This is a genomic window from Microlunatus speluncae (genome assembly GCF_009299835.1).
GTDB lineage: Bacteria > Actinomycetota > Actinomycetes > Propionibacteriales > Propionibacteriaceae > Microlunatus > Microlunatus speluncae.
In genome coordinates this window covers 307,724-331,136 of sequence record NZ_VKCZ01000020.1, presented here as the reverse complement: position 1 = coordinate 331,136, position 23,413 = coordinate 307,724, and the positions used below count along the sequence as shown (strand labels likewise).

General features: G+C 69.9%; 24 protein-coding genes. 13 read left to right on the top strand and 11 right to left on the bottom strand.

Annotated elements, in window-relative coordinates; genetic code table 11:
* Positions 1–12 precede the first annotated feature (12 nt).
* Together FNH24_RS26995 and FNH24_RS26990 are read left to right on the top strand one after the other, a co-directional pair.
* On the top strand, positions 13–291 hold the full coding sequence (locus FNH24_RS26995) for a type II toxin-antitoxin system Phd/YefM family antitoxin (RefSeq protein WP_152365332.1): 279 nt from the start codon (positions 13–15) through the stop codon (positions 289–291).
* Positions 288–746, top strand: a complete 459-nt coding sequence (locus FNH24_RS26990; protein ID WP_152365331.1) for a type II toxin-antitoxin system VapC family toxin — start codon at positions 288–290, stop codon at positions 744–746. The genes FNH24_RS26995 and FNH24_RS26990 overlap by 4 nt, the downstream gene beginning before the upstream one ends.
* On the opposite strand, the gene FNH24_RS26985 is transcribed toward FNH24_RS26990, so the two are convergent.
* The gene (locus FNH24_RS26985) at positions 699–2,156 is read right to left on the bottom strand and encodes an aldehyde dehydrogenase (NADP(+)) (RefSeq protein WP_152365330.1); all 1,458 of its coding nucleotides are present in this window, start codon (positions 2,154–2,156) and stop codon (positions 699–701) included. The genes FNH24_RS26990 and FNH24_RS26985 overlap by 48 nt on opposite strands.
* Positions 2,157–2,264: 108 nt before the next feature.
* Here FNH24_RS26985 and FNH24_RS26980 point away from each other — a divergent pair, with 108 nt between their 5' ends.
* The 3 genes from FNH24_RS26980 to FNH24_RS26970 are packed head-to-tail and all read left to right on the top strand — an operon-like array spanning position 2,265 to position 5,146.
* Positions 2,265–3,320, top strand: coding sequence for a LacI family DNA-binding transcriptional regulator (locus FNH24_RS26980; protein ID WP_152365329.1), 1,056 nt, complete (start codon positions 2,265–2,267; stop codon positions 3,318–3,320).
* Between the two features lie 54 nt (positions 3,321–3,374).
* Positions 3,375–4,061 carry an SDR family oxidoreductase gene (locus FNH24_RS26975; protein WP_152365328.1) on the top strand — a complete coding sequence of 229 codons (687 nt, stop codon included), beginning with the start codon at positions 3,375–3,377 and terminating at the stop codon, positions 4,059–4,061.
* The gene (locus FNH24_RS26970; RefSeq protein WP_152365327.1) at positions 4,058–5,146 is read left to right on the top strand and encodes an S-adenosylmethionine:tRNA ribosyltransferase-isomerase; all 1,089 of its coding nucleotides are present in this window, start codon (positions 4,058–4,060) and stop codon (positions 5,144–5,146) included. Before FNH24_RS26975 ends, FNH24_RS26970 begins: the two co-directional genes overlap by 4 nt.
* Positions 5,147–5,397: 251 nt before the next feature.
* Here the strand turns inward: FNH24_RS26970 and FNH24_RS26965 are convergent, their stop codons facing one another.
* Positions 5,398–6,396, bottom strand: coding sequence for a TIGR01777 family oxidoreductase (locus tag FNH24_RS26965; RefSeq protein ID WP_152365326.1), 999 nt, complete (start codon positions 6,394–6,396; stop codon positions 5,398–5,400).
* A 128-nt stretch (positions 6,397–6,524) separates the two neighbouring features.
* On the opposite strand from FNH24_RS26965, the gene FNH24_RS26960 reads away from it, so the two are divergent.
* On the top strand, positions 6,525–7,100 hold the full coding sequence (locus FNH24_RS26960) for a GNAT family N-acetyltransferase (RefSeq protein ID WP_152365325.1): 576 nt from the start codon (positions 6,525–6,527) through the stop codon (positions 7,098–7,100).
* A gap of 35 nt (positions 7,101–7,135) precedes the next feature.
* Here FNH24_RS26960 and FNH24_RS26955 read toward each other — a convergent pair whose 3' ends face one another.
* Positions 7,136–7,600: a PaaI family thioesterase gene (locus FNH24_RS26955; protein WP_152365819.1), complete on the bottom strand. Its 465-nt coding sequence runs from the start codon at positions 7,598–7,600 to the stop codon at positions 7,136–7,138.
* Between the two features lie 105 nt (positions 7,601–7,705).
* Between FNH24_RS26955 and FNH24_RS26950 the strand changes: the two genes are divergently transcribed.
* Positions 7,706–8,212, top strand: a complete 507-nt coding sequence (locus tag FNH24_RS26950) for a DUF4395 domain-containing protein (RefSeq protein WP_152365324.1) — start codon at positions 7,706–7,708, stop codon at positions 8,210–8,212.
* Positions 8,213–8,215: 3 nt separating this feature from the next.
* On the opposite strand, the gene FNH24_RS26945 is transcribed toward FNH24_RS26950, so the two are convergent.
* From FNH24_RS26945 to lysS, 7 genes are all read right to left on the bottom strand, one after another.
* Positions 8,216–9,178 (bottom strand): ABC transporter ATP-binding protein, encoded by a 963-nt coding sequence (locus tag FNH24_RS26945; RefSeq protein WP_217428564.1) that lies wholly within the window; start codon positions 9,176–9,178, stop codon positions 8,216–8,218.
* The gene (locus FNH24_RS26940; protein ID WP_246187131.1) at positions 9,178–10,125 is read right to left on the bottom strand and encodes an ABC transporter ATP-binding protein; all 948 of its coding nucleotides are present in this window, start codon (positions 10,123–10,125) and stop codon (positions 9,178–9,180) included. Before FNH24_RS26940 ends, FNH24_RS26945 begins: the two co-directional genes overlap by 1 nt.
* A gap of 19 nt (positions 10,126–10,144) precedes the next feature.
* Positions 10,145–11,065, bottom strand: a complete 921-nt coding sequence (locus tag FNH24_RS26935) for an ABC transporter permease (RefSeq protein WP_152365321.1) — start codon at positions 11,063–11,065, stop codon at positions 10,145–10,147.
* A gap of 46 nt (positions 11,066–11,111) precedes the next feature.
* Positions 11,112–12,089, bottom strand: coding sequence for an ABC transporter permease (locus tag FNH24_RS26930; RefSeq protein WP_217428563.1), 978 nt, complete (start codon positions 12,087–12,089; stop codon positions 11,112–11,114).
* Positions 12,086–13,657, bottom strand: a complete 1,572-nt coding sequence (locus tag FNH24_RS26925; protein WP_152365320.1) for an ABC transporter substrate-binding protein — start codon at positions 13,655–13,657, stop codon at positions 12,086–12,088. Before FNH24_RS26925 ends, FNH24_RS26930 begins: the two co-directional genes overlap by 4 nt.
* Before the next feature lie 61 nt (positions 13,658–13,718).
* Positions 13,719–14,240 (bottom strand): NUDIX hydrolase, encoded by a 522-nt coding sequence (locus FNH24_RS26920; RefSeq protein ID WP_246187087.1) that lies wholly within the window; start codon positions 14,238–14,240, stop codon positions 13,719–13,721.
* A complete protein-coding gene (lysS, locus tag FNH24_RS26915) occupies positions 14,237–15,745 on the bottom strand; it encodes a lysine--tRNA ligase (RefSeq protein WP_152365319.1) in 1,509 nt (502 codons plus the stop codon). The genes FNH24_RS26920 and lysS overlap by 4 nt, the downstream gene beginning before the upstream one ends.
* Before the next feature lie 104 nt (positions 15,746–15,849).
* On the opposite strand from lysS, the gene FNH24_RS31765 reads away from it, so the two are divergent.
* From FNH24_RS31765 to FNH24_RS26895, 3 genes are all read left to right on the top strand, one after another.
* Entirely contained in the window at positions 15,850–16,539 is a 690-nt protein-coding gene (locus tag FNH24_RS31765) for a hypothetical protein (protein WP_170304529.1), read from the top strand.
* Between the two features lie 67 nt (positions 16,540–16,606).
* Positions 16,607–17,413: a YbjQ family protein gene (locus tag FNH24_RS32040; RefSeq protein WP_217428562.1), complete on the top strand. Its 807-nt coding sequence runs from the start codon at positions 16,607–16,609 to the stop codon at positions 17,411–17,413.
* A 32-nt stretch (positions 17,414–17,445) separates the two neighbouring features.
* Positions 17,446–17,640 (top strand): DUF5302 domain-containing protein, encoded by a 195-nt coding sequence (locus tag FNH24_RS26895; protein ID WP_152365318.1) that lies wholly within the window; start codon positions 17,446–17,448, stop codon positions 17,638–17,640.
* Between the two features lie 45 nt (positions 17,641–17,685).
* Here the strand turns inward: FNH24_RS26895 and FNH24_RS26890 are convergent, their stop codons facing one another.
* On the bottom strand, positions 17,686–18,366 hold the full coding sequence (locus FNH24_RS26890) for an HAD family hydrolase (RefSeq protein ID WP_217428561.1): 681 nt from the start codon (positions 18,364–18,366) through the stop codon (positions 17,686–17,688).
* Positions 18,367–18,668: 302 nt separating this feature from the next.
* Here FNH24_RS26890 and FNH24_RS26885 point away from each other — a divergent pair, with 302 nt between their 5' ends.
* The 3 genes from FNH24_RS26885 (at position 18,669) to FNH24_RS26875 (ending at position 23,188) form a co-directional block, all read left to right on the top strand.
* Complete coding sequence (locus tag FNH24_RS26885) at positions 18,669–19,343, top strand: TetR/AcrR family transcriptional regulator (protein ID WP_152365317.1); 675 nt, start codon at positions 18,669–18,671, stop codon at positions 19,341–19,343.
* Positions 19,344–19,454: 111 nt separating this feature from the next.
* Positions 19,455–21,194 (top strand): ABC transporter ATP-binding protein, encoded by a 1,740-nt coding sequence (locus FNH24_RS26880; RefSeq protein ID WP_152365316.1) that lies wholly within the window; start codon positions 19,455–19,457, stop codon positions 21,192–21,194.
* Complete coding sequence (locus tag FNH24_RS26875; protein WP_152365315.1) at positions 21,191–23,188, top strand: ABC transporter ATP-binding protein; 1,998 nt, start codon at positions 21,191–21,193, stop codon at positions 23,186–23,188. The genes FNH24_RS26880 and FNH24_RS26875 overlap by 4 nt, the downstream gene beginning before the upstream one ends.
* Positions 23,189–23,413: the final 225 nt, after the last annotated feature.

Below are 23,413 nucleotides of genomic sequence, written 5' to 3'. Positions count from 1 at the left end.
TACGCTCGTCGCATGAGCGCCGCCGAACCTTGGCCTGAAAGCCTTTCGCAGCGAGAGTTGCGCAACGAATCCGGCCGCGTTCTTCGCGCGGTCAGTGAGGGCCACTCGTTCGTCCTGACCAACAGCGGAGTGCCGGTTGGCCGGATCGTGCCGCTCGACGCACCCGCCCCGACCCTGGCGATCGCTCGTCCGGCACGCCGCAAGGGCGGTTGGGCAGCCCTGGCCATCGAGCGAAAGACCGGCCGCGACAACGCAGCGATCCTCGACGATCTGCGCGAGGACCGACTGTGACAGCTCCTCCGGTCGTCTATGTTGACACGTCCGCCCTCGGCGCGCTCCTGATCGACCAGCCCGAGAGCCAAGCGCTCCTGGACTGGCTCGACCGGACTCCGGCAACGCTGGTCTCCAGTGACCTGCTCGAGACCGAATTGCGCCGAGTGGCGATCCGGGAGGGGCTCGAGCAACCGGACGTGAGCCGCATCCTCGAGGGCGTGGCTCTCGCAGCACTGGACCGGGCTGTCTACCGCGGCGCCGGATTCCTGCCTATGCCTTATCTGCGCACCCTCGATGCATTGCACCTGGAGGCAGCGATACGCCTCGACGTCGCTGCCGTCCTCACCTATGACCGCAGACTGGGCGAGGCCGCCAGGGCTACCGGGCTCGAGGTGATCGCACCGGGGACCGACGGCGCCCAGCGGTCAGGCGGGCGGCGTCAGCTTGCCGTCGATCCGCTGCCAGATGCCTAGCGGGTTGCTGTCGCGGACGGCCGCCGGCAGCAGCGCCTCCGGTACGTCCTGGAAGGCGACCGGTGCGACGAAGCGGCGCAGCGCGGTCGGGCCGACGGAGGTGTGCACCGAGGCGGTGGTCGCGGGCCAGCCGCCGCCGTGCTGCATCGCCCAGGTGACCGAGACGCCGGTCGGCCAGCCGTTCCAGATCACCCGGCCGGCGTGGGCGGCGAGGACCCCGAGCAGCTCCGGGGCGACCGGGTCGTCCTCGTCGCCGTGCACGGTCGCGGTCAGCTGGCCGGGCAGCCGCCGGGCCAGCGCGACCAGCTCGGCCGGATCGTCGTAGCCGACGACCACCGAGGCCGGCCCGAAGGCCTCCTCGAACAGGCCGTCCAGATCGTTCAGCGCCTCGTCGATGGTGGTCGCGAACAGGGACGGGGTCAGCCCGTCCTCGCCGTGCGAACCCTCCCGGACCGGCTGCCACAGCTCGCTCAGCTCGGCCAGCCGGCCGGTGAAGCCCTGGGCGATCCGGTCGTTCAGCGGCCGGGCCGGGGCGACGCCGCCGACCAGCTCGGCCAACTCGTCCAGCATGCCCTGGCTCCGCGGCGCGAACAGCACGCCCGGCTTGGTGCAGAACTGACCCACCCCGAGCGTGTACGAGCCGACGAAGCCGGACAGGGTCTCGGACTGCCGGCGCAGCGCGGACGGCAGGACGAAGACCGGGTTGACGCTGCCCAGCTCGCCGTAGAACGGCACCGGGTCGGGCCGGCCGGCCGCGATGTCGAACAGCGCCCGGCCGCCGCGGATCGATCCGGTGAAGGCCCCGGCCTTGATCCGCGGGTCGCGAAGCGCCGCCTGGGCATCCTCCTCGCTGCTGATCAGCGCGAACGTGCCGGCCGGCGCTCCGGCTTCGGCCAGGGCGGCGAGCACCAGTTCACCGGTGCGGTCGGACAGTCGCGGATGGCCCGGGTGCACCTTGAGCACGACCGGACAGCCGGCGCCGAGCGCGGAGGCGGTGTCCCCGCCGGCGACGCTGAAGGCGAACGGGAAGTTGCTGGCGGCCACCACCAGCACCGGGCCGAGCGCCCGCAGCACCCGGCGCAGGTCGGGCCGCGGTCCGGTCGGCCAGTCCGGATCGGCGTGGTCGATCGCGACCTCGAGCCAGGAGCCCTCCTCAACCGCGTCGGCGGTCAAGCGCAGCTGGAAGGTGGTCCGCTTGACCTCGCCGGCCAGCCGCGCCTGCGGCAGCCGGGTCTCCTCCTGAGCCAGCGCCACCAGCTCGTCGGAGTGCGCGTCGAGCTCGTCGGCGATCGCCCGCAGCCAGCTCGCCCGGGTGGCCGGTTCGGCGGTGGCCAGCGCGGTCGCCGCGCGCGCGGCGGAGCGTAGTGCCTGGTCGAGTCCGGGTTGGGTGATGGGCGGACGATCTGACATGGGTCCCCTCTCCTGGGACGACGATTCGATCCCGGTCAGCCTGCGCCACCATCATTTCATTGGCCGCGTTGCCCGGCCTCGCGGCGTCCTGACTGCAACAATGACCCCATGCCGCGACCGAACGGGCCGAGCCCGATCACGCTGCACGATGTCGCCAGGGAGGCCGGCGTCTCGTTGGCGACCGCCTCTCGCGCGATCAACGGCAGCGCTCGCCGGGTCCGGGACGACTACCGGGCCCGGGTGCTCGCTGCCGCGAAACGACTCAACTACAAGCCGAACTACGCCGCGCAGGCGGTGGCCCGCGGCACCACCTCCACCGTCGGGCTGTTGGTCGGCGACGTGTCCGACCCGTACTTCTCCCGGATCGCCGCCGGCGTGATCGAGGCGGCCGACGTCGCCGGGCTCGCGGTGACCATGGCCGCGACCGGCCGGGACGCCGGCCGCGAGCTCGACCTGGTCCGCACCATGGCCGCCCAGCGGCCGCGGATCATGATCGTCGCCGGCAGCCGGATCGCCGACAACCCCGACCAGCCGGCGCTGATCGAGGAGCTGGCCTCGCTGGAGCGGTCCGGCGGCCGGGTGATCATGATCAGTCAGCCGGTGCTGCCGTTCCGCACCGTGGCGATGGACAACGTGGCCGGCGCCCGGCACCTCGCCGAAGCGTTGGCCGAGCTCGGCTATCGGCGGTTCGCGGTGCTGCGTGGCGGCGATGCCCTGGAGACCTCGAACGAACGGACCCGTGGCTTCCGCGATGGCCTGGCCGCGCACGGGGTCGAGCTGTCGGAGCACCGGGTGATCAGCACCGAGTTCACCCGGGACGGTGGCTACTCCGGCGCCCTTGAGTTGATCAAGGACGGCACGGACGACCTGGAATTGATCTTCGCGGTCAACGACGTGATGGCGGTCGGCGCGATGTCGGCACTGCGTTCGGCCGGGTTGCGGCCGGGGATCGACATCGCGGTGGCCGGTTACGACGACATCCCGACCGTGCAGGACGTGACCCCGGGCCTGACCACGGTCGGGATCCCGCTCGCCGACATCGGCCGGGAAGCGGTACGGCACGCGCTGAGTGCACCGACCGGCCCGGCGGGTGAGATGAGCATCGCCTGGACCGCGAAGTCGTCGGTGGTGATCCGGGAGAGCACTCCCGGCGTTCGCTCTTGATCTCAAGCTGACTTCAAGTTCAATACTGGATCCTCCCAGCACAAGGAGGACACCATGCCGAACGCCATCATCACCGGAGGCTCCGCCGGATTGGGCCGGGCCCTGACCACGGAACTCCTCGGTGCCGGGTTCACGGTCACGATCACCGCCCGGACCGCCGACGCGCTGGCCGCCACCGCGGCCGACCTCGGCGGCCGGGTCCGGCAGCTCGCCGGCGACGTCACCGATCCGGACCACCGGGACCGGCTGGTCGCGCTGGCCGCCGCCGACGGCCCGGTCGACGTGTTGATCAACAACGCCAGCGAGCTCGGCGGCAGCCCGCAGCCGCAGCTGCGGGATCTGGACCGAGCCACCTTCGAGCGCATCCTGGCCGTCAATCTGGTCGCCCCACTGGAGTTGATCAACAGCGCCCGGCCCCATCTCGCGCCGGACGCGACGATCATCAACATCTCGTCCGACGCCGCCGCCGATCACTACGAGGGCTGGGGTGGTTACGGGGCCAGCAAGGCGGCACTGGATCACCTGACGCTGACCCTGGCCGCGGAGGAGCCGGACCGGCGCTGGTATGCGATCGACCCCGGCGACCTGCGGACGGCGATGCACCAGGCCGCGTTCCCCGGTGAAGACATCAGCGACCGGCCGCTGCCGGAGACGATCACTCCCGCCTTCCTGCAACTGATCCGCGACCGCCCGGCCAGCGGCCGCTATCGGGCGACCGAGCTGATCGGGGCCGACCGGTGAGCATCCTGCGTGAGCATCCGCGGACGACGTTCCAGGTCACCGACGACGGCACCGCCCCGGAGCCGCCGGAGCTGCGCGGCCTGACCCGCGACGGGGTCCGGTTGCTGGTCGCCCGCTCCGCCGGGATCGATCATCTCCGGTTCCGCGAGCTGGGTGACGTGCTGGTGCCCGGCGACCTGCTGGTGATCAACAACTCGGGCACCCTGCCCGGCCAGCTGGACGCCGAGCGAGCCGGCCACGGCCCGGTCGTGGTGCACATCGCCAACCGGCTGGCCGACGGCCGCCGGGTGATCGAACTGCGCAGTCACCCGGACGCCGCCGCGCCGGTGCTCGACGGCGAGGCGGGTGAGGTGATCACGCTGACCTCCGGCGGCACGGTGACCCTGATCGAACCGTATCCGGAGCCGGGCTCGTCGCCGACCGGCGTCGGCAATCGCCTCTGGCGCGGAGCCGTACACACTCCGGTCGCGACGCAGGCGCATCTTGATCATCATGCCCGGCCGATCAGCTACGGCTATCTGAAGCGCACCTATCCGATGGCCAGCTATCAGACCGTGTTCGCACTGCGACCCGGTTCGGCCGAGATGCCCAGCGCCGGCCGGCCGTTCACCACTGAACTGGTGACCCGGCTGATCTCCGCCGGCGTCCAGTTCGCGCCGATCACCTTGCACACCACGGTTTCCTCGACCGAGGCCGGCGAGGCACCGATGCCGGAGTGGTTCTCCGTGCCCGACGCCACGGCGCGGATGATCAACACCGCCCGGTCCCGGCGCCGGCGGGTGATCGCCGTCGGCACCACCGCCACCCGGGCGGTCGAGTCGGCGGTCGATCCGGACGGGACCGTACGGCCGCGGATGGGCTGGACCGATCTGATCATCTCCCCCAGCCACCCGGTCCGGGCCGTGTCCGGCTTGATCACCGGCTGGCACAACCCCGACGCCTCCCACCTGCTGCTGGTGGAAGCGGTCGCCGGCCCCGACCTGACCCAGCGCGCCTACGACGCCGCCGTCGGCCGCGGCTATCTCTGGCACGAGTTCGGCGACTCCTCCCTCCTGCTCCCCGTCATCCCACACCGTTCGGCTTGATCGGCGCGCGGCCCGGCGGCCGTGAACGACGAAGCCGCACCGCTTGTTCCGTTCCCTGAGCTTGTCGAAGGGCAGACCTGGCGATGCCGGTGGGTGATCCTGCCGATCGAGCTGAGGACGCGGGCGACCAGGTTTCTGCCGTCGCTGCCGGCCGTCCACCGGCACCCGACCGCCCTTCCACCTCCCGAGAAGCCGGCGCTCCGAGCCGAATCAAGCGTCTACTGGCCCCGACCTCCAACCCCGGCGACCCGTCACAACCGCTGCGACACGCCGCCAGAACGGCCGCGGATGTGACGGGTCGGCGGGGTCTTGCGTTCTAGGTCAGTTGCGGCTGCGGGCCAGTCGGGGAAGTCGAAGGTGAAGCCGGCGTCGAGGAGGCGGCGGGGCACCACCCGTCGGCTCTTCAGCAGCAGCTCGGTGTCGACGCGCAGGGCGAAGGCGCCGAGCTCGGCCATCCAGCGGGTCGCGGGCAGGCCGATCGGCTGGCCGATCGCCCGCCGCAGCACCCGCATGAGTTCCTTCTGCGGCAAGGGATGGGGCGAGGCCAGGTTGACCGGGCCGACCAGGTCGGGGCGGTCGAGCAGGAACAGTACGGCCCGGAGCAGATCATGATCATGGATCCAGGACACGTACTGCCGGCCGCCGCCCACCGGACCACCCAGGCCGAGCCGGGCCAGCCGCCGCAGCATCTCGTAGACGCCGCCGCGGCCCGGGCTCATCACCATCGCGGTGCGCAGCGCGACCCGCCGCGTGTCCGGAGTGTCGGCCCGGTCCTGCTCGGCCTCCCAGTTTCGGGCGATGTCGACGCTGTAGGCCCAGTAGTCGGGCACGCCCGGCTCGGCACCGCCGATCACGCCGGTGGCCTCGTCGTTGGCGGCGTCGAAGCGGTGCGCGTAGATCGTCGCGGTGCTCATCTGCAGCCAGACCGCCGGCGGCCGGGCGGCGGCCGCGATGGCCTGACCGATCACGCGGGCCGACTCGACCCGGGAGTCCATCATCTGCCGCAGGTTGGCCGCGGTGTAGCGGCAGCCGACGCTGCGCCCGGCCAGATTGATCACCGCGTCGGCGCCGTCGAGCTCCGCGGCCCAGGCGCCGAGCGTCCGTCCGTCCCAGCCGCGCTCGACGATGCCCGGGATGCGGTCGGTCGGCGGTTGCCGGGTCAGCACGACGATCTCGTGCCCCGCCCGTGCCAGCTCGGCCGCCAGGATGCGCCCGAGGTGCCCGCTGCCACCGGGGATGATGATCTTCATCTGGTCCTCTCCGTCCGTACCCCAAGCTTAGCCCAGCTTTTGAGCGACCGCTCAAATGGTCCTTGGTGCTGTCCGCGCAGTCACCGGTCTGCCAGGCTGTCGACAGGCGACCACAGGAGGCACCCGGGGTGAGTGACGTCTTCGACTTCTCGACCTTTCCGACGCTGACCAGCGACCGGTTGGTGCTGCGCGAACTGAGCCCCGACGACGCCGCCGACCTGTTCGTCTGGCGCAGCGACCCGGTGGTGCAGAAGTACAACTCCGAGCCGATGCGCGCGGTGGCCGAGGCCGCCGCCCTGATCGAGGAGCTACGCCAGGAGTACGCGAGCCGGACGGGAATCCCGTGGGCGGTCACGTTGCGGGACGAGGGCCGCGCCGTCGGGCTGTTCGGCTTCGCCGGCTGGGAGCGGGGCCACCGGCGCGCCGACATCGGCTACGACCTGCGCCGGGACTACTGGGGGCGTGGGATCGCGACCGAGGCCCTGGACGCGATGCTGCGGTTCGGATTCGGCGCCATGGGGCTCAACCGCGTCGAGGCCCAGACGATCGCCGACAACCACGAGTCGGTACGGCTGCTGGGCCGGCTCGGCTTCCAACGCGACGGCCTCCGCCGGTCCTACTCCTGGGAGGACGACGGCACCTTCCACGACGGCGCCATCTACGGCCTCCTCCGCGACGAACACCGAGTTGTCAGAACTGAGTAGCCCCATGGCACAACTCAGTTCTGACAAGTGGGGCATCAGACGGCGGTGCGGGCGTCGGTGAGGGGGATGACCCGGGCGGTCGCGGTGGCCGTGGCGATCAGGGTGCCGTCGAGTTCGGTCAGGGTGGCTTCCAGATGGGCGATGTCGCCGGCCCGGCGCAGCACCCGGCCGTGCCCGAGCAGCCGGCCGGGGCGGGTCGGCCGGAGGAAATGGGTGGTCTGGTCGAGCGTCTCCTGGAACCGATCCGGTTCGAGGGTGGCCAGCAGGGCCGGCCCCAGGGTGTCGTACAGCATGGCCGCGACGAAGGCGCCGAGCACGTTGCCGGCCGGGTTGGTGAACGCGTCGCTCGCCGTGAAGGCGAGCTCGATCGTGCCCTGGTCCGGATCGGCGTCGAGGAACTCGAAGCCGAGGGTCAGGGCCGCCTGGGGGATCGGCAGCCGTCCGTTCACGCCGTCCCAGAAGGGGCCGGTCCGTTGCGTCAGGTCGGGTCGCTCGGTCATCCCTGCACGGTCCGTCATCAGGGGTCCGTACGACCACGAACGAGACCGGTGTCTCACGGACCGGACGCCTGGTCGGCGGCCGCGGGATCGCCCTAGGGTTATTCCATGGCGTCGGTGTGGGAATTCCCCAATCCGGTCAACGAGAAGGCGGCGCGGGTCGTTGCGGGCGGTGTGGTCCTGCTGGCCGGGCTGACCTTGATCACCGGTTGGCCCTGGTTGATCGTGTTGCTGGCAGTCGGATTCGCGGCTCGGGTCGCGTCCGGTCCGCGGTTCAGCCTGCTCGGCCGGCTGGCGACGCAGGTGATCGCGCCACGACTGGGGCTGCCGAAGTTCGTTCCGGGCCCGCCGAAACGGTTCGCCCAGGCGATCGGGTTGATCTTGACCACAGTCGCCGCGGTGCTCAGCCTGGCCTTCGGCCTGACCACGGCCGCGACGGTGTTGATCGTGATCTTGTTGATCTTCGCCACCCTGGAGTCGGTGGTCGGGTTCTGCGCCGGCTGCTGGATGTTCGCGCTGCTGATGCGGGTCGGCATCATCCCGGCCAGCGCCTGCGAGGCCTGCAACGACGTCTGGAGCCGGTACGGCACCGGCTCGGTGATCACCCGCAGCTGATCGCTAGTTGATCAAGCGCCGTGCCATCACATGGCACGCCGCGGCATGATCGGCCGCCAGCTCGGTCAGGCTCGGTTCCTCCTCGGCACAGCGCTCCTCGGCCAACGGGCAGCGCGGATGGAACGTGCAGCCGGCCGGCGGATCGACCGGATTGGGCACTTCGCCGATCACCGTCGCGGTGATCGGCTGCTCGATCGCCGGATCGGGGATCGGCACCGCGCCTCGCAATCCCGACGTGTACGGATGGATCGGGGCGTCCAGCACCGGCCGCCACGGACCCTGCTCGACGATCCGGCCGAGATACATCACGGCCACCCGATCGCTGAGCTGGCGGACCATCGCGACGTCGTGGCTGATGAACAGGAAGCCCAGGTCGAGCTCGTCGCGCAGCCGGGCCAGCAGGTTCATCACCTCGGCCCGGACCGAGACGTCCAGCGCCGACACCGGCTCGTCGAGCAGCAGCACGGACGGTTCGACCGCGAGGGCGCGGGCGATGCCGACCCGCTGCCGCTGACCGCCGGAGAGCTCGTGCGGGTAGCGATCGGCATGCCCGGGCGCGAGCCCGACCTGATCAAGCAGCTCACGCATCCGGCCCGCCCGCGCCGCGGCGGTCGCGCCGATCCGGTGCACCCGCAGCACCTCGGTCAGGGTCCGGCCGATCGTCTGCCGCGGCTGCAGCGAGGAGTACGGGTCCTGGAAGACCAGCTGGATCTTCCGCCGCTGCCGGCGCAACTCCGCACCGCGCAGCGCGGTCAGGTCCACGCCGTCCAAGATCACCCGGCCGGAGGTCGGCTGTTGCAGCCGGACCAGCACCTCGGCCAGCGTCGACTTGCCGCAGCCGGATTCGCCGACGATGCCCAGCGTCTCGCCCCGCGCGACGGTGAGCGAGACCCCGTTGAGCGCGTGCACCTCCGCGCTCGAATCCCGCACCGGGAAGCGCTTGATCAGTTCGATCGCCTCGAGCATCAGCGGACCCATTCCTCGACCGGGACCCAGCAGGCCGCCCGGGTGTTGCCGCGCCGGGTCAGCGGCGGGTTGGTCGTACATTCCGGACGGGCCTGGGCGCAGCGGGGCCGGAACGGGCAGCCGGGGTCATGATCACCCGGCGCCGGCGGCCGGCCGGGGATCTGCGCCAGCGGCGGCCGGGATTCGTCGGCCGGGTTGGGCAGCGAGGCCAGCAGCCGTTCCGTGTACGGGTGCTGCGGCCGGGCGAACAGGTCCCGGACCGGGGCGTCCTCGACGATCCGCCCGCCGTACATGACGATCACCCGTTCGACCAGCCGGGCCACCACCCCAAGATCATGAGTGACCCAGATCGTGGTCATCCCGAGCTCTTGTTGCAGCTCGGCGACCAGGGCCAGGATCTGTTGCTGGATGGTCACGTCGAGCGCCGTCGTCGGCTCGTCGGCGATCAGTAGCGCCGGCCGCAGGGCCAGGGCCATGGCGATCACCACCCGTTGCCGCATGCCGCCGGAGAACTCGTGCGGAAAGGCCCGCACGGTCCGCTCCGGATCCGGGATGCCGACCCGGCGGAACAGCTCCAGGCAACGCTGCCGGGCCTCCTCCTTGGCCACCCCGTGCACCAGCAGCGCCTCGGTCACCTGGGCGCCGACCCGCATCAACGGGTTCAGTGACGTCATCGGGTCCTGATAGACCATGGCCAGCTCCCGGCCGCGCAGTGAGCGCAGCTCGGCCTCACCCAGCCGAGCAAGATCACGACCCTGGAACTCGATCTTGCCCCGGGTGATCGCCAGCGTGCCGAGCAGCCGCATCACCGCCAGCATGGTCACCGACTTGCCCGAGCCGCTCTCGCCGACCACGCCGACGGTCTCGCCGCGCCGCAACGTCAGATCCACGCCGTGGATGATCTCCACCCCACCGGCCGCCACCGCAAGATCCTCCACCCGCAACACCAACCCCGAATTGTCAGAACTAGGGCACGTCATGACGTCCCCTAGTTCTGACAAGTCGGGGGTCGAGGGCGTCTCGGAGACCGTCGCCGAGCAGGTTGAGCCCGACCACCATGATCACGATCACCAGGCCGGGCGCGGCCATGGTCCACCAGGCCGCTGTCACCAGCGAGCGTGCCTCCAGCACCATCGAGCCGAGCGACGGCGCCGGCGGTGGGGTGCCGAGGCCGAGGAAGCTCAGCGCCGCCTCGGTCAGCACGGCCCAGGACAGCGACAGCGTCACCTGTACGATCACGATCGCCGCCAGGTTGGGCAGCACGTGCCGGATCAGGATCCGCGGCACGCCGAAGCCGAGCACCACCGCGGCCCGGACGAAGTTGGTCTCGCGCAGTGAGAGCACCGGCCCCCGGGTGACCCGGACGAAGATCGGCAGATAGACGATCGCGATCGCAACGGCCACCGTGAACCAGGTCCGGGTGAACGCCGACGCCAGGGCCAGCGCCAGCAGCAGTGGCGGGAACGCGAACAGGACGTTGCTCAGGCCGAGGACGGATCGCGATCCCGGCCCGCGGAAGTAGCCGGCCAGCACTCCGCCGGCGGTGCCGAGCACGGTCGCGATCGCCACCGCGGTGACCGCGACCAGCAGTGAGTTGGCGGCGCCGACGGCCGAGCGGACGAAGACGTCCCGACCGAACTGATCGGTGCCGAGCCAGTGCTCCGCGGAGGGCGGCCGGAGCCGCGCCAGCGCATCCTGGGCGACCGGATCGTGGCCGAACAGGCCCAGCAACCCGCCGAGCGCGACCATGATCACGATCACCGTGATGATCAAACCGGCCAGCCCGGACGGGCTCCGCGCCAGCCGCCCGAACAGCGAGCCCCGACCTCGCGCGGCCGCACCAACGGCCACCTCCAATTCGGCCGCGGCCGACCCCTCGACGCTCATCGAACCTGCCCTTCGACAGGCTCAGGAAACGAACGGGAGTGCGTCATCATTCGGCCCGAACCCGGGGGTCGATGATGCGATAGAGCACGTCGGTGGCGAGGTTGACCAGGACGAAGGCCAAGGCGATCACCAGCACGGTGCTCTGGACGACGGCGTACTCCTTCTGGTTGATCCCGGTCAGCACCTGGCGGCCGATGCCGGGGACGGAGAAGATCTGTTCCACCACGACGGCGCCGCCGAGCAGATAGCCGAACTGGATGCCGGTCATGGTCACGATCGGCACCAGGGCGTTCCGCAGCACGTGCCGGAGCCGGATCCGTCCCGGCGGCACACCCTTGCCCTCGGCGGTCCGGACGAAGTCCTGGGCCCGGACCTCGAGCAGCGCCGACCGGGCGGTCCGCATGATCGGGGCCGCAATGCCGAAGCCGAGCACCAGAGCCGGCATCAGCAGCTGCTGCAGATTGCGGCCGGGGTCCTGCAGCAGGGTGGCGAAGCGTTCGGCGTTGGGGTTGTAGCCGAGAAACCGGGCCGAGGCGGCGAGCAGCGCCGAGCCGAGCAGGAAGGCCGGGATGCTCAGCCCGGCCAGGCCGACCGCCTGCCCGGCCCCGTCCCGCAGCGAATCCGGCCGGGAGGCGCTGATCATGGCCAGCGGGACGCCGATGATCAATCCGACCAGCAGCGACAGCACCCCCAGCTCGACCGTGATCGGCAACGCGTGGGCCGTCATGTCCAGCACGGTCTGCCCGGTCCGCTGGGAGACGCCGAGGTTGCCGGTGAGCAGATTTCCCAACCAGGACAGGAACTGCACCGGCAGCGGCTGGTCGATGCCGTAGTAGGCGGCGAGCGCGTCCCGTTGCTCCGGGGTCAGCGCCGCCGCCTCGGTGCCGAGCGACGCGGTGATCTGATCACCGGGGATCGCCCGGAGCATGATGAACACCAGCACGGCGACGCCGAGCAGGGTGAGCACCATTTCGATCACTCGGCGCGCGATCGAGTGCCGGACCAGCCGGCGCAGCATGATCATTTCAAGGTGACGTCGCGCAGGCTCTGCATCGATCCGTTGGCCATCGGGGTGAACCCGCCGACGTCGCCGGTCGTGGCGGTGTAGCTGAAGCTGGTGAACAGCCAGATCCAGACCGCGTTGTCCTCCAGCTGCCGGGACACGTCGGCGTAGAGCTGCTTCCGCTTCGCCTCGTCCTGACTCACCCGGCCCTCGGCGAAGAGGGCGTCCAACTCCGGCGACGCGAAGCCGGCGACCTTGTTCAGGTTCCCGGTGCTGGTGAAGTAGCGGCCGTACATCCCGTCGGGATCGGGGCGGCCGCCGTTCAGCGCGATCGCGGTGTCGAAGTCGGCGGCGACCCAGCGGTCGACGAAGGTGCCGATCTCCATCGGCTCGATGGTCAGCGTGATGCCGGCCTCGGCCAGCTGCGCGGCGACCGCCTGCGCTTCGGCGACCGAGGTCGCGTATTCGCCCTGGGAGACGATGGTCTTGATCGTCAACCCGTCCGGGTGACCGGCCTGGGCCAGGTAGTCCTTGGCCTTGGCCAGGTCGCGCTGCGGGCAGGGCCGGGCGTTCGGATCGGATTTGTAGGCCGGCGAGGTGATCGGGCCGGTCACCTCACCCTCGCTCATCGCCGCGGTGTCGAGGACGGCCTGCCGGTCGATCGCGCATTGGATCGCCAGCCGGACGAACTTGTTGTCCAAGGGCTTGCGGCGGGCGTTCAGTTGCAGCGCGTGGTAGCTCAACTGCGGCGTCTTGATCAACGACACGTCACCGGACTCGGCCGTCTTGGCCACCAGCGGGTCGTCGAACACGGCCAGTTGGACGTTGCCCGACTGCAGCGCGGAGACGATCGAGGCCTCGTCCGGGATCACCCGGAACTCCGCCGAGTCGATCTTGGGCGCGGTGCCCCAGTAGCCGGGATTGGCCTGCAGGGTCAGCGATTCGCTCGGCACCCGCTCGCCGAGGGTGAACGGTCCGCTGCCGTTGGCCTTGGTGGTCAGGCTCTGTTCGCTGTCCTCGGTCGAGATGATCGCCAGGTTGATGCTGGCCAGGCCGGACAGCAGGCCGGCGTCCGGCGCACTCAGCTCGAGTGTGACCGTGCCCGGATCCGGCGCCTCGATGCCGGTCACTGAGGCCAGGGTGGCCGCGGCCACGGCGGCGGTCTTCTCGTCCTGGATCCGGGTCAGCGACGCCTTGACGTCGGCCGAGTCGAGCTCGGAGCCGTCGGCGAACTTGATCCCGTCCCGCAGCTGGAACGTGATCGACGTCCCGTCCGGCGCGGTCTGCCACTCCTCGGCCAGCCCCGGCACCACCTCGAGGTTGGTGTCCAGTTCGGTCAGCGTGCTGTACAGGTTCTGCACCACGTTGATCGCCTGGAACTGCGTCGCCTTCCAGGGAAACAGGGTGTCCGGGTCCGACGTCACGCCGACCACCAGCGCACCGCCGCCCTGATCACCGCCCGGCTGATTGGTGCCTCCGCCGGCCGGCCCGGGCGAGCAGGCGGCCAGCGCGGTCACGGCGAGCAGGGTCAGGGCGGCGACCGGCGCCCAGACGGAGGTCGGGCGCGAGGACGTACGGGGCGAAGGCATGATCGGGGGCCACCTTTCGAGGTCAGGACACTCTCCACCGAACCGCCGGAGGTGGCAAGCCCTACCAGCCGTGCAGCATGATCGGCGGCACCCGCGGGCCGCCGGCGCACTCGTCCCGGAGCGCCTCCAGCACCATCAGTTCATGCGGCACCACCGGCTCCGGCAGCCGGTCCAGGCCGAACCAGCGCAGGTCGCCGGCCTTCTCCGGTTCCATGATCACCGGCTCGCCCTGCCAGGCGGTGACGACGAAGAAGTAGTCGCACCGCTCGTCCTCGTAGGTGCCGCGTCGGTCGGCCGGGTCGTCGTTGGTCCGGTGCAGGGTGCAGAGCGGGATCAGGTCCGACTCCCGGACGACGAGACCGAGCTCCTCGGCCGCCTCCCGGACCCCGGCGGCGAGCACCGACTCCCCGGCCTCGACGTGCCCGGCCGCGGCCATCGCCCAGTGATCATCGCGGTAGCCGGTGCCGGACCGGTACTGCAGCAGCACCTCTTCGCCGCGCCGGAAGATCAGGTACGCGGCCGGGACGACCGTGAATCGCTGAACGGCCGCTCCGGTCACCGCTGCGCTGGCTGATCCGGTCACCGCTGCGCTTCCGGCCGGAGCAACGGGAACAAGATCGTCTCCCGGATCCCGGCCCCGGTGAACAACATGGCCAACCGGTCGATGCCGACTCCGAGGCCACCCATCGGCGGCGCCCCGTACTCCAACGCGGTCAGGAAGTCCTCGTCCAGCTGCATCGCCTCCGGATCGCCGGCGGCCGCGGCCAGCGACTGCTGATAGAGCCGCTCCCGCTGGATCACCGGATCGATCAACTCGGAGAACGCGGTGCACAGTTCGGTGCCGCCGATGATCAGATCCCACGCCTCGATCAGCCGCGGATCGCTGCGGTGCGGCCGGGCCAGCGGCTCCTTCGACGCGGGCAGATCGTGGATGAAGGTGGGCTGGATCAGCGTCGGCTCGACCAGCTCGGAGAACAGTTCCATGATCAGCTTGTCGGCGTTCCAGGCCGGCTCGAACGGGATCGACCGCTCGGTGGCGATCTCCCGCAGCCGCTCGGCCGTCGTGTCCGGTGTGACCTCCTCGCCGAGCGCCTCGGACAGCCCGGGATAGACCCCGAGCCAGCGCCACTCGACCCCGAGGTCGACCGGACCGGCCGCGGTTTGCACCACCCGGCTGCCGAGCTTGTCGGCAATGTCGAGAATGATCTTGCGCAACAGGTCGGCCACGGTGCGTTGATCACCCCAGGCCACGTACGCCTCGAGCATGGTGAACTCGGGGCTGTGGGTGGAGTCGATCCCCTCGTTGCGGAAGATCCGACCGATCTCGTAGACCCGCTCGATGCCGCCGACGACGGCCCGCTTCAGGAACAGCTCGAGCGAGATCCGCAGCGTCATGTCGATGTCGAAGGCGTTCAGGTGGGTGCCGAAGGGGCGCGCATGGGCGCCACCGTGCAACAGCTGCAGCACCGGGGTCTCGATCTCCAGGAATCCCCCCTCGTGCAGGGTTTCCCGGATGCTGCGCATGATCATCGCCCGGGTCCGGACCATGTCGCGCGCCTCCTCGCGGACGATCAGGTCGGCATAACGACGGCGGACCCGGGACTCGTCGGAGAGCTCGCTGTGCAGGGTCGGCAGCGGCCGGAGCGCCTTGCTGGCCAGCTGCCACGAGGTCGCCAGCACCGACAGCTCGCCCCGCTTGGACGAGATCACCCGGCCGGTGACCGAGACGAAGTCGCCGAGATCGACGATCCGCTTCCAGTCCGCCAGCGCCTGCTCGCCGACCTCGGCCTGCGACAGCATCGCCTGCAGCCGTACCCCGGAATCGTCGAAGGACAAGCCTTCCTGCAGGGTGGCGAAACACAGCTTGCCGGTGTTGCGGACGAAGATCACCCGGCCGGTGATCGACACGACGTCGTCGGTCTCCTCCCCGGCACTCAGGTGGGCCCAGTCCTTGCGGATCTGGCCCAGGGTGTGAGTGCGCGGCACGGCGACCGGATAGGGGGCGATCCCCTCGGCCAGCAGGTCGGCCCGCTTCTGGGTCCGGATCTGCTGTTGCTCGGATTCCTCGACGTCGCTCTCGTGGCTCACCGGGACAGCGTAGCGATGGTCATCGGGCGGTTTCGCGGGGTTTGTCGCCGCTGCGGACCGGCGGTTCACCCGGCTGACCACCGCACCCCTTACGCTGTGGCCCCATGGCTCAACCACCGCATGGCCCGCAGGGTTACGGGCAGCCGACCCCGCCCGGCCCCGGACAGCAGAACGCACCCGGCCAGTGGCAGCAGGCTCCGCCCGGCCACGGGCAGCAGAGTCCACCGGCCCACGGGCAACAGAGCCCTCCGGCCTACGGGCAGCAGCAGGCCCCGCCCGGCTACGGCCAGCAGCAGAGCCCTCCGGGTTACGGACAGCAGCAGAGCCCTCCGGGTTACGGACAGCAGGCAGGGCCCGGCTACGGGCAGCAGCCCCAGCCCGGCCAGCAGCCGCAACAGCCGGTCGGTCAATCCCAACTGATCGTCAACCTGCGTAAGCCGTTCGGACTGCTCGCCGACCAGATGGTGAGCCCGATCGTGCGGATCAACGGCCATCAGGCCACGGCGCGCTGGGGTCAGAACTTCTATCCGACCCATGCCGGGCACCACCAGATCGACTGCTCCTCCAACTACATGTGGCAGTTCGGGCCGGGGTCGATGACCCTGGACATCCCGCCCGGTCAGTCGGTCGAGGTGCACTACACCGGCCCGGTGGTCACGTTCGGCTCCGGCCGGATGGGGTACGAGGTGCAGCCGCGACCGGGCATGGTCGCGTGGATCGTGATCATCTCGATCCCGGTCGCACTGATCCTGCTGCTGATCGTGGTCGGCATCGTGTCCGCCATCGCCGGCTAGGAGCACCCTCCTAACCGGCCTCGGTGAAGCATGGCCGCAGGGCTCGCCGGACCACTATCTTGGCCGCATGAGCAACTACGGCCAGCAGCCGCCCTACGGCCAGAACCCGTACGGCCAGCCGAATCCGTACCCGCAGCAGCCCGGCGGTCAGCAGCCGTACCAACAACCGCAGCAGCCGTACGGCGGCCAACAGCAGCAGCGGCCCGGCCAGTACGGGCAGCAGCCCGGCTGGGGACAACAGGGACAGCCGGGCCAGCAGCAGTACGGTCAGCAGCCCTACGGCCAGCAGCAACAGCAGCCCTGGCCGCAGCAGCCGGAGCGACCACAGCCGCCGGAGTTGATCAAGCGATCCATCCCGGTCAGCACGACCGATACCGTGCCCGGCCGCGCGGTGACCGAGATCCTCGGCGAGGTGGTCGGCGTCGTCGCCCGGGCCCGGGAGTTGCCGCGCGAACTGCGGACCGCCAACCCGGCCGAGAGCTACGTCGCGCTACTGACCCGGTCCCGGCAGGACGCGGTCGGCCGGATGATCGAGATGGCGACCGCCGCCGGGGCCGACGCGGTGGTCGGGCTGCGCTTCGACTCCAGCGAGATCACCCAGTCGCTGAGTGAGGTCTCGGCGTACGGCACCGCGGTGAAGCTGGACCCCGCCGAGGCCGCTGATCACGACCGGAACGAGGCCGAGGCGACTCCGCTCCGGGCTGCCGCCGACGACACCGGCCCGGGCGGCGGGAGCGCCGGCACCCCGACCTCCGCCGCGCTGGGCTCGCCGGCGGAGCACATCACGCCGGTTTCGGCCCGGTCGGCGACCGAGTCCGACGCCACCACCCTGAAGCGTCCGGACCCGCCGTCCTCCTGGCCGCCCGCCGGCTAGCCGTCACGGCCGCGACTGGTAAGAATTGACCCATGAGCGCCGACAAGAACAAGAAGTCCAAGCAACCGGCGGGCGGGGCCGAGAGCGAGACCAAGCGGAAGTTCCGGGAGGCACTCGAGGCCAAGCAGGCCCGCCAGGGCGAAGACCACATCGACAGCAACGACCCCCAGGTCCAGCCGCACGGTCAGATCGAGGCCAAGCGCACCTTCCGCCGCAAAACGGGCTGACCCCCAACCCCGAGTTGTCAGACGCACACCACGCCAGAGCGTGGTCTACGTCTGACAACTTGGGGTTGTCAGGGTGATGGTGCCGTCATTGGCGGTGGCGAAGCGGATGGTGGACAGGTCGGGGATGATCGCGTCGGCCTGAGCCAGTTCCTCGGCCGGCGACGTGGTGAGTACGGCGAGCGTGGCGCAGCCGGCACGGCGCGCGGCCTGCACTCCCTTGGGCGCATCCTCCACCACCAGGCAGTCGGCCGGATCGAGGTCGAGCCGCCGGGCCGCCTCGAGGAACGGGTCCGGCTCCGGCTTCCCGCGTTTCACGTCGTCGATGGTGATGATCACGGTGGGCGGCAGCAGCCCGGCGGCGCCGATCCGCGCCTTGGCCAGGATCCGGTTCGCCGAGGTCGCGATCGCGGTCCGGGCGGTCGCCAGATCGAGCAGCGCCTGAGCCGCACCGGGCAGCACCACGATGTCGCCGACATCGGTCAACTCGAGTTCGTCGATCCGCGCGATCGCCTTCTCCTGTTGGGATTTCGGCAGGAGTAGCCGCACCACGTCGGCCGACGGTACGCCGTGGAAGCCGGCCAGGTCGGCGGCGGTGAACCCGAACTCGATCGCCCAGGCGGTCCAGGACCGGATCACCGCCGGGGTGGAGTCGATCAAGGTCCCGTCCAGGTCGAAGATCACCCCCGCGAAGCGCCGGCCGGCCAGCCCCTGCACGCCTTGCCCCACTCGCCCGCTCCTTCTCTCCTCGACCCACCCGACCCGATCATTGAATCAGCCGCCGGCGAACCGGGGACCCTCACCCAGCTCCTGCCGAAGGTGACCCCACCGCACCACGACGAGGACCACCCCCACCAAGTTGTCAGAACTGAGTTGTGCCAGGGGGCTACTCAGTTCTGACAACTCGGTGTGGGGTGGGTCCGGGGGAAAGTCGGGTGCGCGGGTGCTGACGACGGGCGTAGTGTCGATCCGCTGCAAGAATCTTCCGAATTCCAGTTGTGAGTGAGTACTCACTCATATACTCTCGGTTCGTGCCCAGAGCCAATCCGATGTCCGCGGACGACCGCCGCGCCATGATCATCGACGCGACCGAGCCGTTGCTCCGTGAGCACGGTCGCGCCGTCAGCACCAAGCAGATCGCCGAGGCGGCGGGCGTCGCCGAGGGCACGATTTTCCGCGTCTTCGACAGCAAGCAGGCCCTGATCGATGCCGTCCTGGAGCGCGCGTTCAGCTCCGAGGTGACCCGGGAACGGATCCTCCGCATCCCGCCCGACGACGGCCTGGTCGAGCGGCTGATCGAGGCCGCCCGGATCATGCAGCAGCGGATGATCGAGAGCTTCACCCTGATGCATGCGCTCGGCCCGCCGGCCGAGCCCAAGGCCGACGAACGCCGGAAGTTCCGGGACAAGATGATCGCCGACAACACGCTGTTGAACGAGACGATCATCGACCTGATCGGGAGCGACGACGATCAGCTCCTGGTCGACGCCCCGGCGGCGGCGCACCTGCTCCGTTCGGTGGTGTTCGCGCTGTCGCACCCGATGATCAACTGGATGCACGGCACCTCCACCGAGGCCACCGATCCGGCCGCGATCGTCGACCTGCTGTTGCACGGCATCGACGCCACCGGCCCACCGGGCGAGCGGGTCGACCTGGCCACCGCCTTCGAAGCCCTCTCCCAACCGGGAGCCCAGACATGTCCCTGACCCCCTCGTCGCGCGTCCGCGCTCCACGACCGACCACCGAACTCCAAGGACGCTCATGAAATCACCCCACAAAAACGCTCCGCTTCGCTCCACGTTCCCGCGGGGGCCCCGATGCTGATCAAGCTTCTCCGGATCTATCTGAGGCCCTACTGGCCTCTCGTCGCAGGTGTCGTGCTGTTCCAGTTGATCGGCACCGTCGCCTCGCTCTACCTGCCCAGCCTGAACGCCTCGATCATCGACAACGGCGTGGCCAAGGGCGACACCGGCTTCATCACCAGCACCGGCATGGTGATGCTGGCCATCAGTGCCGTACAACTCGTCGCCGCCGTCGGCGCCACCTACCTCGGCGCGCGACTGGCGATGTCGTTCGGCCGGGATCTGCGGGCCGCGATCTTCGACCGGGTGCTGCTGTTCTCCGCCCGCGAGCTGAACCACTTCGGCGCGCCGTCGTTGATCACCCGCAACACCAACGACGTGCAGCAGGTGCAGATGCTCGTGCTGATGACCTGCACCCTGCTGGTGATGGCCCCGATCACCATGATCGGCGGCATCGTGATGGCGCTGCGGGAGGACGTCGGGCTGTCCTGGCTGGTGGCCGTCGCGGTGCCCGTGCTGGCCGTCTCGATCGGCCTGGTGGTGCGCAAGCTCGGCCCGCTGTTCCGGGTGATGCAGACCCAGATCGACGCCGTCAACCGGGTGCTGCGGGAGCAGATCACCGGCATCCGGGTGGTCCGGGCGTTCGTCCGCGAGCCGCAGGAGATCGAGCGCTTCGACAAGGCCAACGGCGAGCTGACCGGGACCGCGATCGCGGTCGGCCGGCTGTTCGCCTCGATGTTCCCGATCGTGATGTTGATCATGAACCTGTCCAGCGTCGCGGTGCTCTGGTTCGGCGCCCAGCGGGTGGAGAGCGGAGCCATGCAGGTCGGCTCGCTGACCGCCTACCTGACATACCTGATCCAGATCCTGATGTCGGTGATGATGGCGACCTTCATGCTGATGATCGCGCCCCGCGCGATCGTCTGCGCCGAACGGATCTCGGAGGTGCTGAACACCGAATCGTCGGTCGAGATGTCGCCGAACCCGATCCCGCTGAGGGCGGAGCGCTACGGCGAGGTCGAGCTGCGGCGGACCACGTTCACCTACCCGGGGGCCGATCATCCGGTGGTCCGGGACGTCTCGCTCACCGCGCGCCCGGGTCAGACAACCGCGATCATCGGCTCCACCGGTGCCGGCAAGACCACGCTGATCTCGCTGATCCCCCGGTTGTTCGACGCGACCGGCGGATCGGTCACGGTGGACGGCGCCGAGGTCCGTGATCTTGACGGCGACACCCTCTGGTCCAAGATCGGACTGGTGCCGCAGCGGCCGTACCTGTTCTCCGGCACGGTCGCCAGCAATCTCCGGTACGGCAACCCGGAGGCGACCGACGAGGAGCTGTGGCACGCGCTCCGCGTGGCTCAGGCCGAGGACTTCGTACGGGAGATGCCTGACCAGCTCGAAGCGGCGATCAGCCAGGGCGGCACCAACGTGTCCGGCGGTCAGCGGCAGCGGCTGGCGATCGCCCGGGCGCTGGTGAAGAAGCCGGAGATCTACATCTTCGACGACTCCTTCTCGGCGCTCGACGTCGCCACCGACGCCCGGCTCCGCGCGGCCCTGCGCGCCGAGACCCGGGACGCGGCGGTGATCATCGTCGGCCAGCGGGTCGCCACCATCGCCGAGGCCGACGTGATCATCGTCCTGGAGGACGGCGCCGTCGTCGGCCGCGGCACCCACGACGAGCTGCTGGCCACCAGCCCGACCTACGCCGAGATCGTCGATTCCCAGCTGAGCGCCGAGGAGGCTGCGGCATGACCGAAGACACCAACACCGAGATCTCGGAACAACCGAAGGCCAAGGCGCCCGAGCGGCCCAAGTACCGGCCGACCGGGCCCAGCCTCGGCCCGCCCGGACCCAAGCCGACCGAGAAGTCGATGAACTTCCTGCCGTCGCTGAAGCGACTGCTCGGCCACCTCGGCCCGGAGCGCTTCCTGCTCACCGGCGCCATCCTGCTGGCCATCGTCGGCATCGTGATGAACGTGGTCGGGCCGGTCATCCTCGGCGCCGCGACGGACGTGATCTTCGCCGGTTTCCTGAGCAAGCTGCCGCCGGCGCAGGTGCCGCAGGACGTCGCGGCCCGGCTGGACATCATCCCCGGCGCGGGCGTCGACTTCGCCCGGCTGGCGCAGATCCTGGCGCTGGGGGTCGGGCTCTTCCTGATCGCCTCGCTGGTGCTGTGGTTCCAGGGCTACATCGTCAACGGCGCCATCCAGCGCTCGATCTATCGGATGCGGGGCGAGGTCGAGGCCAAGATCAACCGGCTGCCGCTGCGCTACTTCGACAAGCAGCCGCGGGGCGAGCTGCTCAGCCGGGTGACCAACGACATCGACAACATCTCCCAGTCGCTGCAGCAGACGCTGAGCCAACTGCTCACCGCGTTGCTGACCGTGATCGGCGTGATCGTGATGATGTTCGTCGTCTCCCCGGTGCTGGCGCTGATCGCGCTGATCACCGTACCGGTGACGATCGTGATCACCACCTTGATCGGCAAGCGGTCGCAGAAGCTGTTCGTCGAGCAGTGGAAGAGCACCGGTGAGCTCAACGCCCACATCGAGGAGGCCTTCAGCGGCCACACCCTGGTCAAGGTGTTCGGCCGGTCCAAGGAGGTGGAGACCGAGTTCGGCGACCGCAACCAGCGGATGTTCAAGGCGAGCTTCGGTGCCCAATTCGTCTCCGGCACGATCATGCCGTCGATGATGTTCATCGGAAACCTGAACTACGTGATCATCGCGGTGGTCGGCGGCCTCCGGGTGGCCACCGGGACGCTCAGCCTGGGCGACGTGCAGGCGTTCATCCAGTACACCCGGATGTTCACCCAGCCGCTGACCCAGGTCGCGTCGATGGCCAACCTGCTGCAGTCCGGAGTGGCCTCGGCCGAGCGCGTGTTCGAGGTGCTGGACGCCGAGGAGCAGACGCCGGAGGCGACCGGTGAGCTGGCCCCGGCCCGTGGCCGGGTGGCGTTCGAGAACGTGTCGTTCAGCTATGAGCCGGAGCAGTCGCTGATCACCGACCTGTCGCTGACCGCCGAGCCGGGCCAGACCGTGGCCATCGTCGGGCCGACCGGTGCCGGTAAGACGACCCTGGTGAACCTGATCATGAGGTTCTACGAGCTCAAGGGTGGCCGGATCACGATGGACGGCACCGACATCGCCTCGGTGCCGCGCAACCAGCTCCGCTCCCAGATCGGGATGGTGCTGCAGGACACCTGGCTCTTCCACGGCAGCATCCGGGACAACATCGCGTACGGCCGACCGGGCGCGACCGAGCAGGAGATCATCGCGGCCGCCGAGGCGACCTACGTCGACCGGTTCGTGCACTCGTTGCCGGACGGCTACGACACGGTGATCGACGAGGAAGGCAGCAACGTCAGCGCGGGTGAGAAGCAGTTGCTCACCATCGCCCGGGCGTTCCTCGCCGATCCGGCTCTGTTGATCTTGGACGAGGCGACCAGCTCGGTCGACACTCGGACCGAGGTGCTGGTGCAGCAGGCCATGTCGGCATTGCGTGCCGACCGGACCAGCTTCGTCATCGCGCACCGGTTGTCGACCATCCGCGACGCCGATGTGATCTTGGTGATGGAGCACGGCGCGATCGTCGAGCAGGGCACGCACAACGAGCTGCTGGACCGTCGCGGTCACTACTTCGACCTCTACAACTCGCAGTTCGCCGGAGCGATCGAGGTCGACGACCAGGCCGACGGCCAGGGCGGTGGCGCCCCGGCCGCCGCCGTGCCCGCGATGCGCCGCTGATCAACCCGAAGTAGCAAGCTCAGGACCCGGCGCCCCATCGGGCGCCGGGTCCGCTCGTTCGTCCCGTGAGCCGGTCGAAGCATGTCCTGAGCCTGTCGAAGGGGCAAGCCAGTCGGTGCGCCTGTCCGGTTCTCGGCCTGGCGGCCCGAAAGACGCGCCAAGGACGGGTGGGTGATGGCGCTTCCTGGGTTAGGCGGCCGGGCTGGACATTTCTCTACCTGTGGC

Coding starts and splice junctions, on each gene's coding strand:
- FNH24_RS26995 (WP_152365332.1), top strand. CDS start 13: ATGAGCGCCGCCGAACCTTGGCCTGAAAGCCTTTCGCAGCGAGAGTTG.
- FNH24_RS26985 (WP_152365330.1), bottom strand. CDS start 2,156: ATGTCAGATCGTCCGCCCATCACCCAACCCGGACTCGACCAGGCACTA.
- FNH24_RS26980 (WP_152365329.1), top strand. CDS start 2,265: ATGCCGCGACCGAACGGGCCGAGCCCGATCACGCTGCACGATGTCGCC.
- FNH24_RS26975 (WP_152365328.1), top strand. CDS start 3,375: ATGCCGAACGCCATCATCACCGGAGGCTCCGCCGGATTGGGCCGGGCC.
- FNH24_RS26965 (WP_152365326.1), bottom strand. CDS start 6,396: ATGAAGATCATCATCCCCGGTGGCAGCGGGCACCTCGGGCGCATCCTG.
- FNH24_RS26955 (WP_152365819.1), bottom strand. CDS start 7,600: ATGACCGAGCGACCCGACCTGACGCAACGGACCGGCCCCTTCTGGGAC.
- FNH24_RS26950 (WP_152365324.1), top strand. CDS start 7,706: ATGGCGTCGGTGTGGGAATTCCCCAATCCGGTCAACGAGAAGGCGGCG.
- FNH24_RS26945 (WP_217428564.1), bottom strand. CDS start 9,178: ATGCTCGAGGCGATCGAACTGATCAAGCGCTTCCCGGTGCGGGATTCG.
- FNH24_RS26935 (WP_152365321.1), bottom strand. CDS start 11,065: ATGAGCGTCGAGGGGTCGGCCGCGGCCGAATTGGAGGTGGCCGTTGGT.
- FNH24_RS26930 (WP_217428563.1), bottom strand. CDS start 12,089: ATGATCATGCTGCGCCGGCTGGTCCGGCACTCGATCGCGCGCCGAGTG.
- FNH24_RS26925 (WP_152365320.1), bottom strand. CDS start 13,657: ATGCCTTCGCCCCGTACGTCCTCGCGCCCGACCTCCGTCTGGGCGCCG.
- FNH24_RS31765 (WP_170304529.1), top strand. CDS start 15,850: ATGGCTCAACCACCGCATGGCCCGCAGGGTTACGGGCAGCCGACCCCG.
- FNH24_RS32040 (WP_217428562.1), top strand. CDS start 16,607: ATGAGCAACTACGGCCAGCAGCCGCCCTACGGCCAGAACCCGTACGGC.
- FNH24_RS26895 (WP_152365318.1), top strand. CDS start 17,446: ATGAGCGCCGACAAGAACAAGAAGTCCAAGCAACCGGCGGGCGGGGCC.
- FNH24_RS26880 (WP_152365316.1), top strand. CDS start 19,455: ATGCTGATCAAGCTTCTCCGGATCTATCTGAGGCCCTACTGGCCTCTC.
- FNH24_RS26875 (WP_152365315.1), top strand. CDS start 21,191: ATGACCGAAGACACCAACACCGAGATCTCGGAACAACCGAAGGCCAAG.